This window comes from Lentzea flaviverrucosa (assembly GCF_003350445.1).
Lineage (GTDB): Bacteria > Actinomycetota > Actinomycetes > Mycobacteriales > Pseudonocardiaceae > Lentzea > Lentzea californiensis.
In genome coordinates, this window is the sequence record NZ_QQAU01000006.1 from 1 (window position 1) to 14441 (window position 14441).

Here is a 14441-nt window from a genome sequence, read left to right on the forward strand (position 1 = left end):
ATAAGGATTGTGTTTGATCGCTCCAGACGGAATATGTCTGGCATCAATCTAGTCTTGCCTCAAAGGAACTACCTCGACGAGGAGGTAATTCATATATTACTGGCTGTGTTTCGGCACGCTGTTGAGTTCTCAAAGAACACGCGCACACCGCAGCTAGTCTCACGGAGAGATGTCGCTTCCGGGGCTGTGTCGTACTTAAGCTTTGTGGTTGAAACTTCCGACGCCCTTGGCCTCTGAGCTCAGACGAGCTACCGGCTGGGTCTTCGTCGTTTCTAGATCACCCACTCTACCACACTCGGTGGAAGCTTGGTTCGTGATCTGTGTCGCGCTCCGTTCCGGTGTTCCCGGCCCGTTCCTCGCTGACATGGAGAAAGTTACACGCACGCCAACGCAGGGTCAAATCGGGGGCACCGCACTCACCCGCGGTTAAGAAACCGCAGGTCAGCGGCCCCGTACAGGACCCATGAACACGCTATCCCAGGCCTGATCCCCTGCACAGTGTGACCGCGATCACATCCAGAAACATCGAAGGCCGCCGTTCCCGGACGGGATCGGCGGCCTTCGGGGACCAGAACGTGCAGGTCAGAGCTCTACCTGCACGCTCGCGTTGTTGCGCTTGCCGCGGCGGAGCACCAGCCACTTGCCGTGGAGCAGGTCCGACGCCGCCGGCTTCCACTCCTCGTCGGTCACCTTCGCGTTGTTCACGTAGGCACCGCCCTCGTTGACCGTCCGCCGCGCGGCACCCCGGCTCTCGGCCAGGCCCGACGCGATCAGCAGGTCGACGATCGTCGGCTCGTCCGCCAGCCGGACCTGCCCCTTGGGGGCCTCGGCCAGCGCCGCCTCCAGCACCGGTGCGTCGAGATCGCGCAGCTCGCCCCGGCCGAACAGCGCCGACGACGCGAGGATGACCTGCTGCGTCGCGCGCTCCCCGTGCACCAGGTCGGTGAACTCCTGCGCGAGACGCTTCTGCGCGGCTCGCTGGTGCGGCGCCTCCGCGGTCTGCTTCTCCAGCTCGTCCAGTTCCTCACGCGTGAGGAACGTGAACAGGCGCAGGTACTTCAGCACCGTGACGTCGTCGACGTTCACGAAGTACTGGTACCAGGCGAACGGCGACGTCAGCTCCGGGTCGAGCCACACGCTGCCGCCACCGGTGGACTTGCCGAACTTGCGGCCCTCGGCGTCGGTGACCAGCGGCGCGGTCAGGGCGTGCACGTGCTTGCCCTCGACCCGGCGGATGAGGTCGACACCGCCGACGATGTTGCCCCACTGGTCCGAGCCGCCGACCTGCAGCGAGGTGCCGTACTTGCGGTACAGCTCCAGGTAGTCGTTCGACTGCAGCAGCAGGTAGCTGAACTCGGTGTACGACATGCCGTCGCCCTCGAGGCGGCGCTTCACCGTCTCCCGGGACAGCATGACGTTGACCGAGAAGTGCTTGCCGACGTCGCGCAGGAACTCCAGTGCGCTGAGCCGGCCGGTCCAGTTGAGGTTGTTCTCGACGACCGCCCCCGTGGACGAGTCGTCGAAGTCCACGAACCGCTCCAGCTGACCGCGGATGCGATCGGCCCACTCGGCGACGGTGTCCAGCGAGTTCAGCGTGCGCTCACCGGTGTCGCGCGGGTCGCCGATCATGCCCGTGGCGCCACCCGCCATCACGATCGGCCGGTGCCCCGCACGCTGGAAGCGCCTGAGCATGAGCAGCGGGACCATGTTGCCCGCGTGCAGCGACGGCGCCGTCGGGTCGAAGCCGCAATAGAGGGTGAGCGGGCCGGCGTCCAGGTCCTTCCGGAGTGCGTCGAGGTCGGTGGACGTCGCGATCAGGCCGCGCCAGGACAGTTCGTCAAGGATGTGCTCGCTCACGCCGCTCATTCTCCCCTACCTGCCCGAACCGAATTCCAGGTGCCCACCTGAGCAGGGTGGAGGGGAAGACTTCCGGGTCCGCTGGCAGAACGGGTTTCGACCTGCCACCCGGGTGGGTAGGCCCACGACATGACGGACCCACGTGATGCGGAGTTACGCCGGCAGACCGAGCACATGCCGCGCGTGAACGAACCGGTGGTCGAAGAGGTCGTCGAGCGCGACGCCGACTACCGCAGGGTGCGGACGGTGCGATCCGTCTGCGCGGTCATCGACATCGTGTGCTGGACGTTCGCCATCGTGCTGTTGGTGCACATCTTCCTGGTGATCACAGGCGCGAACGCCGGCAACGGGTTCTTCCAGTTCGTCGCGGGGTGGGCGGACGGCATCACCCTCGGCCTGGACGGTCTCTTCACGCCGGAGAACGCCTCCGCGGCGACGCTGCTCAACGAGGGCCTGGCCGCGCTCCTGTGGTTGGTCATCGGTGCGTTGCTGACCAACCTGATCAGCCGCGTCGCGTTGCCCTCCGAGTACCGGCGCGCCTGGTACCGCAGGACGGTGCGCCCCTAGAAGAATGCCGGGGTGGCCGAGTACGAGTTCGACGTCGCCCTGTCGTACGCCGGGGAGGACCAGCGTCTGGTCCTCCCCGTTGTCGAGCTGCTGAAGGACTCCGGGGTCGAGGTCTTCCACGGCAAGGAACGCGAGACCGAGATGTGGGGCCTCGACCTGGTCGAGTACTTCTCGGAGGCGTTCAGCCGGCGCGCGCGGTACGTGTTGCTCTTCGGGTCGCGGAACTACGTGGACAAGTGGTCGAGGCTGCAACGCCGGACGGCCCTGGGACGTGCGTTGGAACAGCACACCGAGTACGTGCTGCCGATCCGGGTCGACGACACCGCGATCCCCGGCCTCTCACCGCACGTCGGCTATCTGGACCTGCGCGTGCACAGCGCGAAGACGATCGCGGAAGCCGTCGTGCAGAAGCTCGCGCAGCACCGCGCGGAGTTCACCCCCACCACCCCTGTCACGGCCAAGTCGGTGGCCGCGCTGGTCAGGGAGAAGCCACACGGCTGGGAATACCTGCTCTACGCAACCGTTGTGGCACAAGGACTCGCTGATCTCCAGCAGAAGTACCGCGAGCACTTCCTGCGCTACTCGCCGCGCAACGGCATCGTCGAGCACGGCAACGGCATCGACCTGATCCGCGACCGCAACGTGCTGCTGGGCGAGATCATCAAGGTCGCCGTGGAGTCCGTCTTCACCGCGGACACCCAGGAAGCCGCGTTCGGCAGGTCGGGCGAGCCGGGTGACGCGGACCGGATCGTGCACCTCGGCGAACTGTTCGTCCGGACGTTCGACGAGATCCTCGAGTGGGCTCGGGGAATCCACGGCACCAGCTACGCGCACGAGCTCGCCCGTGCCGCCGCTCGGGTGCAGGCGCGGTTCGCGGACCGGCAGCTCGAGGCGATGCACGCGGTGGCGCGGGACCTGCGCGAGGTGGCCGACACGCTGGTCGAGCGGCTGACCGCCGGAGAGCGGATCGACATGACGGTGCCGCTGGTGTTCGAGGTGGAGCCGGCGTTGGAGCTGGAGTTCAAGGCGGCGCTGGACCGGCTGTCACGCTGACGGGCGGCGCTTGCCGCCTCTCTTGTAGGTCGACACGGCCGGAGAGTCGATCCAGAACCGCCACGGCACGTCCATCGCCACGGCGACACCGACGCGTGGGCCTGCGAACACCTTTGTGGCCGGTTCGCCCGCATAGAGACGCACGGGCGAGTCGGCGGACGTCAGGTCGAGGCCGTTCTGAGTGCGGTCCAGCCCGAGGACCTTGCACAACCGTGCGGGGCCTTTGCCCAGTTCGGCGGCGGAACGCGCGGCGGGGCGGCGGGAGAAGGCGATGTCCTCCCCCGAAACGACCTCGCCCGCGCGCAACAGCACCGCGCCCGGCACGCCGTCGGTCAACGACACGACGTTCGCGCAGAAGTGCATGCCGTAGACGAAGTAGACGTACAGGAAGCCGGCCGGGCCGAACATGACCTCGTTGCGCGGGGTCCTGCCGCGGTAGCAGTGGGACGCCGGGTCGTCGCCGCCCCGGTACGCCTCCACCTCGACGACGCGCACGCGCACGCCGTCTGCCTCCAGGTAGGAACCGAGGAGGAGCTGGGCGGCATCGACCGGGTCGATGGCCAGCTCCTCCCTGGTCAGGAGCCTAGAAGTCACGTGCGGAAGCAGCCTTCGCCACGAGTGCGTCGAGCTGTTCGCGGACGCGCACCGGTGCCGTGCCGCCGTGGGCGTCGCGTGACGCGATGGAGCCCTCGACGGTGAGCACCGAACGGACCTCGGAGGTCAGGGCGGGCGAGATGGCGAGGAACTCGTCGTCGGTCAGGTCCTCCAGGCCGACGCCGCGGGACTCGGCCGCGCGGACGCACGCACCGGCTGCCTCGTGGGCCACGCGGAACGGGACGCCTTGGCGCACAAGCCATTCGGCGATGTCCGTGGCCAGCGTGAAGCCGGCCGGGGCCAGGGACGCCATCCGCTCGACGTCGAACTTCAACGTCGCCACCATGCCCGCGAAGGCCGGGAGCAGCAGTTCGAGCTGCTCGACCCCGTCGAACAGCGGCTCCTTGTCCTCCTGCAGGTCGCGGTTGTACGCGAGCGGCTGGGCCTTCAGCGTCGCGAGGAGGCCGGCCAGGTTGCCGATCAGGCGGCCCGACTTGCCGCGCGCGAGCTCGGCCACGTCCGGGTTCTTCTTCTGCGGCATGATCGAGCTGCCGGTGGACCAGGCGTCGTCGAGCACCGCGAAGCGGAACTCGGCGGTGGTCCAGATGATGATCTCCTCGGCGACGCGGGAGAGGTTCACGCTGATCATGGCCAGCACGAAGGCGATCTCGGCGGCGAAGTCGCGCGAGGCCGTGCCGTCGATCGAGTTCTCGACCGGGGCGTAGAAGCCCAGGTCCGCGGCCACCTTCGCCGGGTCCAGCCCCAGCGAGGAACCGGCCAGGGCACCCGAGCCGTACGGCGAGAACCCTGCGCGCCTGTCCCAGTCGTGCAGGCGGTCGACGTCGCGCAGCAACGCGTGGGCGTGCGCCAGCAGGTGGTGCGAGAGCAGCACGGGCTGCGCGGACTGCAGGTGCGTGCGGCCCGGCATGACGGCACCGAAGTGCGTCTCGGACTGCTGGGCCAGCGCGTCCACGACGTCCAGCACACCGGCGGCGACGCGGCGGGCGGCGTCGCGCAGCCACATGCGGAACAGCGTGGCGACCTGGTCGTTGCGGGAACGGCCGGCGCGCAGCTTGCCGCCGAGCTCGGTGCCGGCGCGGTCGATCAGGCCCCGCTCCAGCGCCGTGTGGACGTCCTCGTCCTCCAGCACCGGGGTGAACGCGCCGGACTCGACGTCGGTGAGCAGCTCGTCCAGCGCCTTCTGCATGCCGGCGAGCTCGTCGTCGGTCAGCAGGCCCGCGGCGTGCAGCACACGGGCGTGCGCGCGCGAACCCGCGATGTCGTACGGCGCGAGCCGCCAGTCGAAATGCGTCGACAGCGACAGCCGTGCCATCGCCTCGGCCGGTCCCGACTCGAACCGGCCACCCCACAAAGAACTCATTGCTGTGCAACTTTCATTTGGCTAACTCTCAGCTAGCGAAGTCGTAGAGCGATTCTTCCGAACGGGCGACGAGACCGACCACGCGCCCCTCGTACAGCGCGACGTCGACCTCGCCGGAACCCGACGGCAAAGCCATCCGCGCGACCCGCACCGCGACCGAGCCCAGACTGGACCTGACGACGCCGGCGCGGAAGTTGAGCTCGCGGACGGCCTCGGCGACGGAGACGGTCTCGCCGTCCACCGCCACCGCGACACCCGCGTCGAACGTCAGAACGGCGTGCACGGGCTCATTCATCAACGTCGCCCGAGGCCAGCGCGGTGATCCGGTCGGCGAGCTCGGAGCCGGTCATCGGCTCGCGGGCCACGACCAGGATCGTGTCGTCACCCGCGATCGTGCCGACGACCTCGTGCAACGCCGCGCGGTCCAGCGCCGAGGCCAGGAACTGCGCGGCACCGGGCGGAGTCCGCAGCACCGCGAGGTTGCCGGAGAAGTCCGTCGACACCAGCAGTTCGCCGAGCACGCGGACCAGGCGCGTGGTGCCGCCCTGCACGCCGCGCACGGGACTGCCGTCCTCCGGGATCACGTAGACCGGCGCACCGCCGTCAGGGCCGCGCAGCTTGACCGCGCCGAGCTCGTCGAGGTCGCGCGACAACGTGGCCTGCGTGACGTCGATGCCTTCCGCCGCAAGCAGTTTCGCGAGCTCGGACTGGCTGCGCACGGCACGCTGCGACACCACCTCGACGATGCGGCCCTGGCGAGCGGTGCGAGTCATGACGACTGCTCCAGCAACCACACGAGCAACGCCTTCTGCGCGTGCAGCCGGTTCTCCGCCTCCTGCCACACCAGCGACTGCGGGCCGTCGAGCACCTCGTCGGTGATCTCCCAGCCGCGGTGCGCGGGCAGGCAGTGCAGCACCGTCGAGTCCGGCTTCCCGGTGGCGGCCAGCAGGTCGGCGTTCACCTGGTACGGGCGGAACGGGCCGACGCGGTCCTTGCCGTCGTTCTCCTGCCCCATCGACGTCCAGGTGTCGGTGACCAGCACGTCCGACCCGTCGACCGACTCGCGCGGGTCGCTGATCAACGCCACCGAACCGCCGGTCTCGGCGGCCCGCTTCTTGGCGTCCTCCAGGAACTGCGGGTTCGGCACGAAGGAAGCCGGTGCACCGATGCGAACGTGCATACCCGCCGTGGCACCGCCGAGCAGCAGCGAATGCGCCATGTTGTTGGCGCCGTCGCCCAGGTAGGTCAGCGTCAGACCGGCCAGCTTGCCGTAACGGCGGCGGATCGTCTGAAGGTCCGCGAGCACCTGGCACGGGTGGAACTCGTCGGTCAGCGCGTTCACCACGGGGATGCGCGACACGGAGGCCATCGCCTCCATGCGTGCCTGGGCGAACGTCCGCCACACCACGGCGTCCACGTAGCCGGAGAGGATCCGCGAGGTGTCCTCGATCGTCTCCTCGCGGCCCAGCTGCATCGACCGGCCGTCGATGATCACCGGGTTGCCGCCGAGCTGCGCGATGCCGACCTCGAACGACAGCCGGGTGCGCGTGGAGTTCTTCTCGAAGATCACGGCGACGGACTTGGGGCCCGCCAGCGGCTTCGCGGTGAACCGGTCCGCCTTGTAGGTGTCGGCGAGGTCGAGAACGGTTGCCTGCTCCTCGGTGGAGAGGTCGTCGTCGCGAAGGAAGTGCCGCAAAGTCACTGCGTCTCCTCGAAGAAGGTGGGGAGCGCGGCGACGAAGGCCTGCGCGTCGGACTCTTCCAGCACCAGGGGCGGAGCCAGCCGCAGCACGTCGGGCTGGATCGGGTTGATCAGGTAACCGGCCTTCTGCGCGGCCGCCGCGGCCTTCGCCGAGACCGCCTCGCGCAGCGTGATGCCGAGCAGCAGACCGGCTCCGCGGACTCCGGAGATCGCGGGGTGGTGCAACGCCTCCACCCCCGCGGCGATCTCCTTGCCCACGGACGAGACGTGCTCCAGCAGGCCTTCCGAGGCGATCGTGTCGAGCACCGCGAGCCCGGCGGCGCAGCACACCGGGTTGCCGCCGTACGTCGTGCCGTGGTGGCCCGGCTTGAACAGCTCCGCCGCCGCGCCGAAGCCGATCGTGGCGCCCAGCGGCAGGCCGCCGCCGATGCCCTTGGCCAGCGTCATGACGTCCGGCACGATCCCGGCCTGCTGGAACGCGAACCACGTGCCGAGCCGGCCGATGCCGGTCTGCACCTCGTCGAGGACGAACAGCGCGCCGTGCTCGGAGGTGATCCGGCGGACCTCCTGCAGGTAGCCGGCGGGCGGCACCATGACGCCCTGCTCGCCCTGGATCGGCTCGACGATGAACGCCGCCGTGTCGTCGTCGATCGCGGCCTCCAGCGCCGCCACGTCACCGAACGGGACGTGCGAGACGCCGGGCACGAGCGGTTCGAACGGCGCGCGCTTCGGCTCCTGGCCGGTGAGCGTCAGCGCGCCCATCGTGCGGCCGTGGAACCCGCCGATCGTGGAGATGATCTTGGTGCGGCCGGTGAGGCGCGCCATCTTCAGCGCCGCCTCGTTGGCCTCGGCGCCGGAGTTGCAGAAGAAGACCTTGCCGGGCTCGCCCGCGAGGTCGAGCAGCCGTTCGGCGAGCTTCAGCGCGGGCTCGTTGACGTACAGGTTGCCGGTGTGGCCGAGCTTCGCGATCTGCGTGGACACCGCCTCGACGATCGCCGGGTGCGCGTGGCCCAGGGCGTTGACGGCGAGGCCGGTCAGCAGGTCGACGTAACGGTTCCCGTCCGCGTCCCAGACGTGCGCGCCCTCACCGCGTTCCAGCTGCAGCGAAGGTGTGCCGTAGTTGTCCATCATGGACTGTTGCCACCGCGTGGTCACTTGTCCCCCAAGACCATGGTTCCGACACCTTCAGTGGTGAAGACTTCGAGCAGAACGCTGTGGGCCAGCCTGCCGTCGATCACGTGCGCCTGCGGGACCCCGCCGCGCACCGCGCGCAGGCAGGCCTCCATCTTCGGCACCATGCCGCTCTCCAGGTCCGGCAGGATCTTCTCCAGTTCGGAGGCGCGGATCTGGTTCAGCAACGACGACCTGTCGGGCCAGTTCGCGTACAGGCCCTCGACATCGGTCAGCACGACCAGCTTCTCGGCGCCGAGAGCGACCGCGAGAGCGCCGGCCGCCGTGTCCGCGTTCACGTTGTGCGGTACGCCGTGGATGTCCGGCGCGACCGACGACACGACCGGGATGCGGCCCGCACGCACGATGTCGAGCACCGCGTCCGGGTTGACCTCGGTGATGTCGCCGACGAGGCCGATGTCGACCTCTTCGCCGTCCACGACCGCACCGCGGCGCGTGGCCGTGAACAGGTGCGCGTCCTCGCCGGAGATGCCCACGGCGTAAGGACCGTGCTGGTTGATCAGGCCGACGAGCTCACGCCCGACCTGCCCGACCAGGACCATCCGCACGACGTCCATGGCCTCCGGCGTGGTGACGCGCAGGCCGCCGCGGAACTCGCTGTGGATGCCGAGCTTGTCGAGCATCGCCTTGATCTGCGGACCGCCGCCGTGCACGACGACCGGGCGCAGGCCGCACAGCCGCAGGAACACCATGTCCTCGGCGAACGCCTTCTTCAGCTCGTCGTCGACCATGGCGTTGCCGCCGTACTTGACGACGACGAGCGCGCCGCGGAAACGCTCCAGCCACGGCAGCGCTTCGACGAGGACTGCCGCCTTCTCTTGTGCGTTCATGAGGAGTAAGCGCTGTTCTCTTCGACGTAGTCGTGGGACAGGTCAGTGGTGAGCACCGTGGCTTCGGCCTCGCCGACGTTGAGGTCGATGACGATCTCGATGTCACGGCCCGAGAGGTCGGCCTCGCTGCGGTCGCGGTCGCGGGTTCCGTTGCGGTAGAGCGACACGCCGTTGATCAGGATCTGCAGGACGTCCGGGTCGATCACGGCGTCCGCGCGGCCCAGCGCCATCGCGATGCGGCCCCAATTCGGGTCGCTGCCGAAGAGCGCCGTCTTCACCAGGTTGTCCTCGGCGACGGTCCGTCCGATGTGGACGGCGTCCGCCTCCGTGGCGGCCTGCTTGACGGTGATGCTGATTTCCTTCGTCACGCCCTCGGCGTCACCCTGCAGCTGCTTGACCAGGTCGGCGGAGACCTCGGTCAGCAACGCGGCGAAGTCCTCGAACGCCGGCTCGACACCCGAGGCGCCCGAGGCCAGCACCAGCACGGTGTCGTTGGTGGACGTGCCGCCGTCGACGTCGAGCCGGTCGAACGTCCTCGAGGTGGCCAGGCGCAGCGCCCTGTCCAGCGACTCGCCGGAGATCTTGGCGTCGGTGGTGATGACCGACAGCATCGTGGCCATGTTCGGGGCGAGCATGCCCGCGCCCTTCACGAACCCGCCGACCGACCAGCCCTGCTCGGAGGCCTTCCACGACTGCTTCGGGCGGCTGTCCGTGGTCATGACGCCGGTGGCGGCGTTGAGCCCGGCCTCCACCGAAGAGCCCAGTTCCTTCGCGGCGTTCTCGACGCCGGCCAGGACCTTGTCCATCGGGAGGCGCTCCCCGATCAGGCCGGTGGAGCAGACCGCGACGTCGACGGCGCCGGTGCCGAGCACCTCGGCGACCTTCTCCGCGGTGGCGTGGGTGTCCTGGAAGCCCTCGGGGCCGGTGCACGCGTTGGCGCCGCCGGAGTTGAGCACGACCGCGGTGAGACGCCGGGACTGGATCACCTGCTGCGACCACAGCACGGGCGCGGCCTTCACCTTGTTCGTGGTGAAGACGCCCGCGGCGGAGTCGGACGGCCCGTCGTTCACGACGAGCGCCAGGTCGAGAGCGCCGGATTCCTTGATCCCGGCGGCGATCCCGGCGGCCCGGAAGCCCTGGGGTCCGGTGACGCCCTTGTTGCGGTTCACGGAGCGACTCCAACGGTCGAGAGGCCGGTCGTTTCCGGCAGTCCGAGAGCGAGGTTCATGCACTGGACAGCGGCACCGGCGGTGCCCTTGGCCAGGTTGTCGACGGCGGCCACGACCACGAGCCGGCCGAGGTCGGAGTCGACGGTGACTTGCAGCTGGACGGCGTTCGAACCGAGAACGGCGTTCGTCGTCGGCCAGAGACCTTCGGGCAGGAGGTGCACGAACGGCTCGTCCGCGTACGCCTTTTCGTAGGCCTCGCGAACGTTTGCGGCGTCCTTCAAAGTCGCCGTGCAGGTGGCGAGGATGCCTCGCGACATCGGCGCGAGCACGGGCGTGAAGCTGACCTTGATCGGCCGGCCCGCCGCCGCGCTCAGGTTCTGGGTGATCTCGGGCGTGTGCCGATGAGCGCCACCGACGCCGTACGCGCTGGCCGACCCCATGACCTCGGAACCGAGCAGGTTCGTCTTCAGCGACTTGCCGGCACCGGACGTGCCGGACACGGCGACGATGACGACCTCGTCCTCGATGAGGTCGACGGCCGGGGCTAGGGCCAGTGAGGACACCGTCGGGTAGCAGCCGGGGACGGCGACGCGGCGGGCGCCGACGAGCGCGTCCCGCCCGTTGGGAAGCTCCGGGAGCCCGTACGGCCAGGTGCCGGCGTGCTCACCGCCGTACCACCGCTTCCAGTCGTCGGCGCTGGTCAGCCGGTGGTCGGCGCCGCAGTCGATCACGACGGTGTCGTCGCCGAGTTGCTCGGCCAGCGCGGCTGAGTGACCGTGGGGAAGTGCGAGGAACACCACGTCGTGGCCCTTGAGCGTCTCGACTGTGGTGTCTTGTAGGTCTCGGTCGGCGAGCGGCAGGAGGTGCGGCTGGTGCTTCAGCAACTTGTCACCGGCGCTGCTGTTGGCCGTCAAAGCGCCGATCTCGATGTCCGGATGGCCCAGTAGCAGGCGTAGCAGCTCGCCACCCGCATACCCGCTGGCGCCCGCGACCGCGATCCTCACTGTCATACGCATGATTATGCACTGACATGCAAACTCACTCAACAGGGAACGTGGCCACCTGGCCACCCGATCGGGGCCACCTGGTGCTGGGGGCGCTGAACGCGGTCGACGATGATGATCCGCGTGAACGTGAAGGTCCGCGACGCGCTGTGGACGGCTGCCGCCTTCTTGCTGGCCATGGTGGCGCTGTTCGCCCCGCTCGGCAGGCCCGTCCACTGGTGGCTGGTCGTGGCGTCCGCGCTGTGGGCGGCAGCACTGGTACCGATCGGCGCACGCTGGCCGCGGTGGGCTTTCGTGCTCACCGCTCCCCTCAACGGCATCAACAACCTGCTCGCCATCGCCCCGACGTCGCTGGTGGTCTTCCGCGCGGCCCGGTCGGTCCGTTCGCAGGGGCAGCTGTGGGCACTGATGGGCGTCACGGCGGTGCTGCAGGCGGCGTTCGGCGGTCTGCACTCGTGGCGGGCCGGCGACAGCGTCCCCGAGTACGTGCTCGGCACGCTGTTCTCGATCGTGTGCCTGCTGATCTTCCCCGCCGTGGCCGGTGCGCTGATCGGGCGGCGCAAGCCGTTGACGCAGGTGCTGATGGAGCGCAACGACTACTTGGAACACGCGCGTGCGTTGACGGCGAGCACCGCTCGTTCGGCCACGCGCGCACACATCGCCAGCGAGATGCACGACATGCTCAGCCATCGGCTCCGGCAGCTGACCGCGCACGCGGGCGCACTGGAGCAGTCCGCCGCCGAACACGCGCCGGAACTGCGCGAGCAGGTCGAGCTGATCCGCAAGACGTCCGCGGTCGCGATGGAGGAGCTGCGCGAGATTCTCGGCGTGCTGGGCACCTCGTCCAAACACGACGAGGACGCCGGCACGCGCGTGGACGTCGAACGGCTCGTGGCGGCGTCTTCTGCGGCAGGCCTCTCCGTCTACCTCGAATGGTCCGGCGCTGATCTGGCCGATGCCGACGCACGCCTGCGCAGGGCGGTGCATCGGGTCGTGCGTGAAGCACTCACCAACGTGCACAAGCACGCCCCTTCAGCGCGGACGCGGGTGGCCGTGACGGTCGGCGACCGGGTGCGGGTCGAGGTCGTGAACGGTCCCAGCGCGGCACCCAGGGGCGCCGGCACCCGGCGCGGGCTCATCGGCCTGGAGGAACGCGTCGAGCTCATCGGCGGGTCGTTCCTCGCCGGGGTGCAGGCGGGCGGCGGGTTCCGGGTGTCGGCCGACCTGCCGTCGCACCCGGTCGTGCAGGAGGAGACCGGTGCGGCGGGCGCGGTGACCGAGGCGCCGCCGCCGATCACCGCCGAGGTGCTGACGATGCCGCGCGTGGTCGGCAGCGGTTGTCTGGCCACGCTGTCGCTGGTGCCGGCGCTCGGCACGGTGTTCGTGCTGCTCCTGGTCGCGGTCTTCAGCCGCAGCGAGATCAGCCCGGAGGAGTTCGGGAAGTTCCAGGCGTCGGTCACGCACGAGGAGGAGCTCACCGAGACGTTCGGGTTCGGCGTCCCCTCGGACAACACGGGCTGCTACCGCTACCACGTCGAGGGCTCGGACGACCGCGACTTCGAGCTCTGCTTCGACCGGAACAGCGGGCTCATGACCACGAAGAGGGAGCTCGCCCGATGAGGTACGTCTGGACGCTGCTCTCGTTCCTGGTCGGTCTGGTGCCGCTGATCGCCCCGCTGGCGCCGGACCCCCATCCCGCGCTGACGGTCGCGACCGCGGTGTGGATCGCCGCGCTGGTGTGGATCGCGCCGGACAGGCCCGAGTGGGCGCTGCTGCTCACCGCGCCGCTGTTCGCGGTGAACAACCTGTGGGCGCAGGCCATCACGACGTTCGTGGTCTTCACCGCGTGCCGACGCCTGCCGCCCCGGGGCCGGTTGTGGGCGCTGCTCGGGATCATGACGCTGCTGCAGTCGGTGTTCAGCCAGTTCCAGGAGAGCTACCGGAGCATGCCGCTCTGGGAGGCCGTGGCCGGCGCGATCGTCGGTTCGGTGTTCTTCGTGCTGTTCCCCGCGGTCTCGGGCATGCTGCTCGGCCGCCGCAGGCCGATGGTCCGGCTGCTGCAGGAACGCAACGAGTACCTCGAACGCGCCCGCGCCCTGACCGCCGCGTCCGCCCGTGCCGACGAACGCGCGCACATCGCCGGCGAGATGCACGACATGCTCGGCCACCGGCTCAGCCTGATCTCCATCCACGCCGGGGCGCTCGAGCTCACGACCGCCCGCAAGGCTCCCCAGCTGCACGAGCAGGCCGAGCTGATCCGCACCACGTCGTCGCTCGCGATGGCCGAACTGCGGGAGATCCTCGGTGTGCTGCGGACGAACCCCGAGCCCGAGTCGCTCGACGAGGACACCGGCACCCGTTCCGACATCACCGCGCTGGTCGAGGGTTCCGGGCTCGCCGCGACGCTCGACTGGTCCGGCGACGACCTGCACGGCGCCGACCAGCGCACCCGCCGCGCGGTGCACCGGGTGGTCCGCGAGGCCCTGACCAACGTCGCCAAGCACGCGCCGTCCGCCCGCACGCGGGTGCAGGTCGCGGTCCAGGGCGGCCGGGCCCGCATCCAGGTGGTGAACGGCCCGTCGCCGGCGACCCCCGGCAAGGGCACCCGGCGCGGCCTGATCGGCCTGGAGGAACGGGTCGGGCTGCTCGGCGGGTCGTTCAGCGCGGGCCCGCCGGTCGAGGGCGGTTTCCGGGTGGCGGCGGACGTGCCGCTGAAGCCGCCTGCCCAGGCGGACCAGACCGCCGCCGAGGTCGCGGAGGTACCTCCGCCGCTCGCCGCAGAGGTGCTGACCGTGCCGCGCGTGCTGGGCGGTGGCTGTCTCGGGTTGCTGGCGCTGCTGCCGATCGCGGGCGCGCTGACCGTGCTGCTGCTCTTCGCGTTGCTCAACCCGACGCAGATGAACGCGCCGTACTTCGACTCGTTGCGGGTGGGCGTCACGACCGAAGGGGACATCTACGAGGAGTTCGGCGTCGGGCAGCTCGGCGTGGACGGGTGCTCGCGGTTCCGGACGTCGCACAACCCCGAGCTCTCCTACAAGCTGTGCTTCCGCGACGGCAAGTTGTCCTCCAAGGAGCAGGAGCGCCCGTAGGCTTG

General features: G+C 69.5%; 14 protein-coding genes. 4 read left to right on the forward strand and 10 right to left on the reverse strand.

Annotated elements, in window-relative coordinates:
• Positions 1-582: 582 nt before the first annotated feature.
• Positions 583-1857, reverse strand: a complete 1275-nt coding sequence (gene tyrS / locus DFR72_RS19740) for a tyrosine--tRNA ligase (RefSeq protein WP_090068046.1) — start codon at positions 1855-1857, stop codon at positions 583-585.
• Between the two features lie 129 nt (positions 1858-1986).
• Here tyrS and DFR72_RS19745 point away from each other — a divergent pair, with 129 nt between their 5' ends.
• Together DFR72_RS19745 and DFR72_RS19750 are read left to right on the forward strand one after the other, a co-directional pair.
• Positions 1987-2424, forward strand: coding sequence for a hypothetical protein (locus DFR72_RS19745; RefSeq protein WP_245983202.1), 438 nt, complete (start codon positions 1987-1989; stop codon positions 2422-2424).
• A 12-nt stretch (positions 2425-2436) separates the two neighbouring features.
• Positions 2437-3477 (forward strand): toll/interleukin-1 receptor domain-containing protein, encoded by a 1041-nt coding sequence (locus DFR72_RS19750; protein ID WP_090067960.1) that lies wholly within the window; start codon positions 2437-2439, stop codon positions 3475-3477.
• On the opposite strand, the gene DFR72_RS19755 is transcribed toward DFR72_RS19750, so the two are convergent.
• From DFR72_RS19755 to argC, 9 genes are read right to left on the reverse strand one after another with little or no spacing between them, the layout of a single operon-like run.
• Entirely contained in the window at positions 3469-4071 is a 603-nt protein-coding gene (locus tag DFR72_RS19755) for a DNA-3-methyladenine glycosylase (protein ID WP_090067958.1), read from the reverse strand. The two genes, DFR72_RS19750 and DFR72_RS19755, sit on opposite strands and share 9 nt — an antisense overlap.
• On the reverse strand, positions 4061-5452 hold the full coding sequence (gene argH / locus DFR72_RS19760) for an argininosuccinate lyase (RefSeq protein WP_090067956.1): 1392 nt from the start codon (positions 5450-5452) through the stop codon (positions 4061-4063). The genes DFR72_RS19755 and argH overlap by 11 nt, the downstream gene beginning before the upstream one ends.
• A gap of 28 nt (positions 5453-5480) precedes the next feature.
• A complete protein-coding gene (locus DFR72_RS47920; protein ID WP_425459901.1) occupies positions 5481-5735 on the reverse strand; it encodes an argininosuccinate synthase in 255 nt (84 codons plus the stop codon).
• A gap of 4 nt (positions 5736-5739) precedes the next feature.
• Positions 5740-6225, reverse strand: coding sequence for an arginine repressor (locus DFR72_RS19770; RefSeq protein ID WP_090067952.1), 486 nt, complete (start codon positions 6223-6225; stop codon positions 5740-5742).
• Positions 6222-7154 (reverse strand): ornithine carbamoyltransferase, encoded by a 933-nt coding sequence (gene argF, locus DFR72_RS19775; protein WP_090067950.1) that lies wholly within the window; start codon positions 7152-7154, stop codon positions 6222-6224. The genes DFR72_RS19770 and argF overlap by 4 nt, the downstream gene beginning before the upstream one ends.
• Positions 7151-8284 (reverse strand): acetylornithine transaminase, encoded by a 1134-nt coding sequence (locus DFR72_RS19780; protein WP_090068045.1) that lies wholly within the window; start codon positions 8282-8284, stop codon positions 7151-7153. Before DFR72_RS19780 ends, argF begins: the two co-directional genes overlap by 4 nt.
• Positions 8285-8304: 20 nt before the next feature.
• Positions 8305-9174, reverse strand: a complete 870-nt coding sequence (gene argB, locus DFR72_RS19785; RefSeq protein ID WP_090067948.1) for an acetylglutamate kinase — start codon at positions 9172-9174, stop codon at positions 8305-8307.
• On the reverse strand, positions 9171-10343 hold the full coding sequence (gene argJ, locus DFR72_RS19790; RefSeq protein ID WP_090067946.1) for a bifunctional glutamate N-acetyltransferase/amino-acid acetyltransferase ArgJ: 1173 nt from the start codon (positions 10341-10343) through the stop codon (positions 9171-9173). Before argJ ends, argB begins: the two co-directional genes overlap by 4 nt.
• A complete protein-coding gene (gene argC, locus DFR72_RS19795; protein WP_090067944.1) occupies positions 10340-11353 on the reverse strand; it encodes an N-acetyl-gamma-glutamyl-phosphate reductase in 1014 nt (337 codons plus the stop codon). The genes argJ and argC overlap by 4 nt, the downstream gene beginning before the upstream one ends.
• A gap of 117 nt (positions 11354-11470) precedes the next feature.
• Between argC and DFR72_RS19800 the strand changes: the two genes are divergently transcribed.
• Both DFR72_RS19800 and DFR72_RS19805 read left to right on the forward strand, forming a co-directional pair.
• On the forward strand, positions 11471-12967 hold the full coding sequence (locus DFR72_RS19800) for a sensor histidine kinase (protein WP_170176329.1): 1497 nt from the start codon (positions 11471-11473) through the stop codon (positions 12965-12967).
• Entirely contained in the window at positions 12964-14436 is a 1473-nt protein-coding gene (locus DFR72_RS19805) for a sensor histidine kinase (RefSeq protein ID WP_090067940.1), read from the forward strand. The genes DFR72_RS19800 and DFR72_RS19805 overlap by 4 nt, the downstream gene beginning before the upstream one ends.
• The last annotated feature ends 5 nt before the right edge of the window (positions 14437-14441 follow it).

Excerpts from the sequence above, each read along its gene's own strand:
- DFR72_RS19745 (WP_245983202.1), top strand. The coding sequence starts at position 1,987 with ATGACGGACCCACGTGATGCGGAGTTACGCCGGCAGACCGAGCACATG.
- argH (WP_090067956.1), bottom strand. The coding sequence starts at position 5,452 with ATGAGTTCTTTGTGGGGTGGCCGGTTCGAGTCGGGACCGGCCGAGGCG.
- DFR72_RS19770 (WP_090067952.1), bottom strand. The coding sequence starts at position 6,225 with ATGACTCGCACCGCTCGCCAGGGCCGCATCGTCGAGGTGGTGTCGCAG.
- DFR72_RS19780 (WP_090068045.1), bottom strand. The coding sequence starts at position 8,284 with ATGATGGACAACTACGGCACACCTTCGCTGCAGCTGGAACGCGGTGAG.
- argB (WP_090067948.1), bottom strand. The coding sequence starts at position 9,174 with ATGAACGCACAAGAGAAGGCGGCAGTCCTCGTCGAAGCGCTGCCGTGG.
- argC (WP_090067944.1), bottom strand. The coding sequence starts at position 11,353 with ATGACAGTGAGGATCGCGGTCGCGGGCGCCAGCGGGTATGCGGGTGGC.
- DFR72_RS19805 (WP_090067940.1), top strand. The coding sequence starts at position 12,964 with ATGAGGTACGTCTGGACGCTGCTCTCGTTCCTGGTCGGTCTGGTGCCG.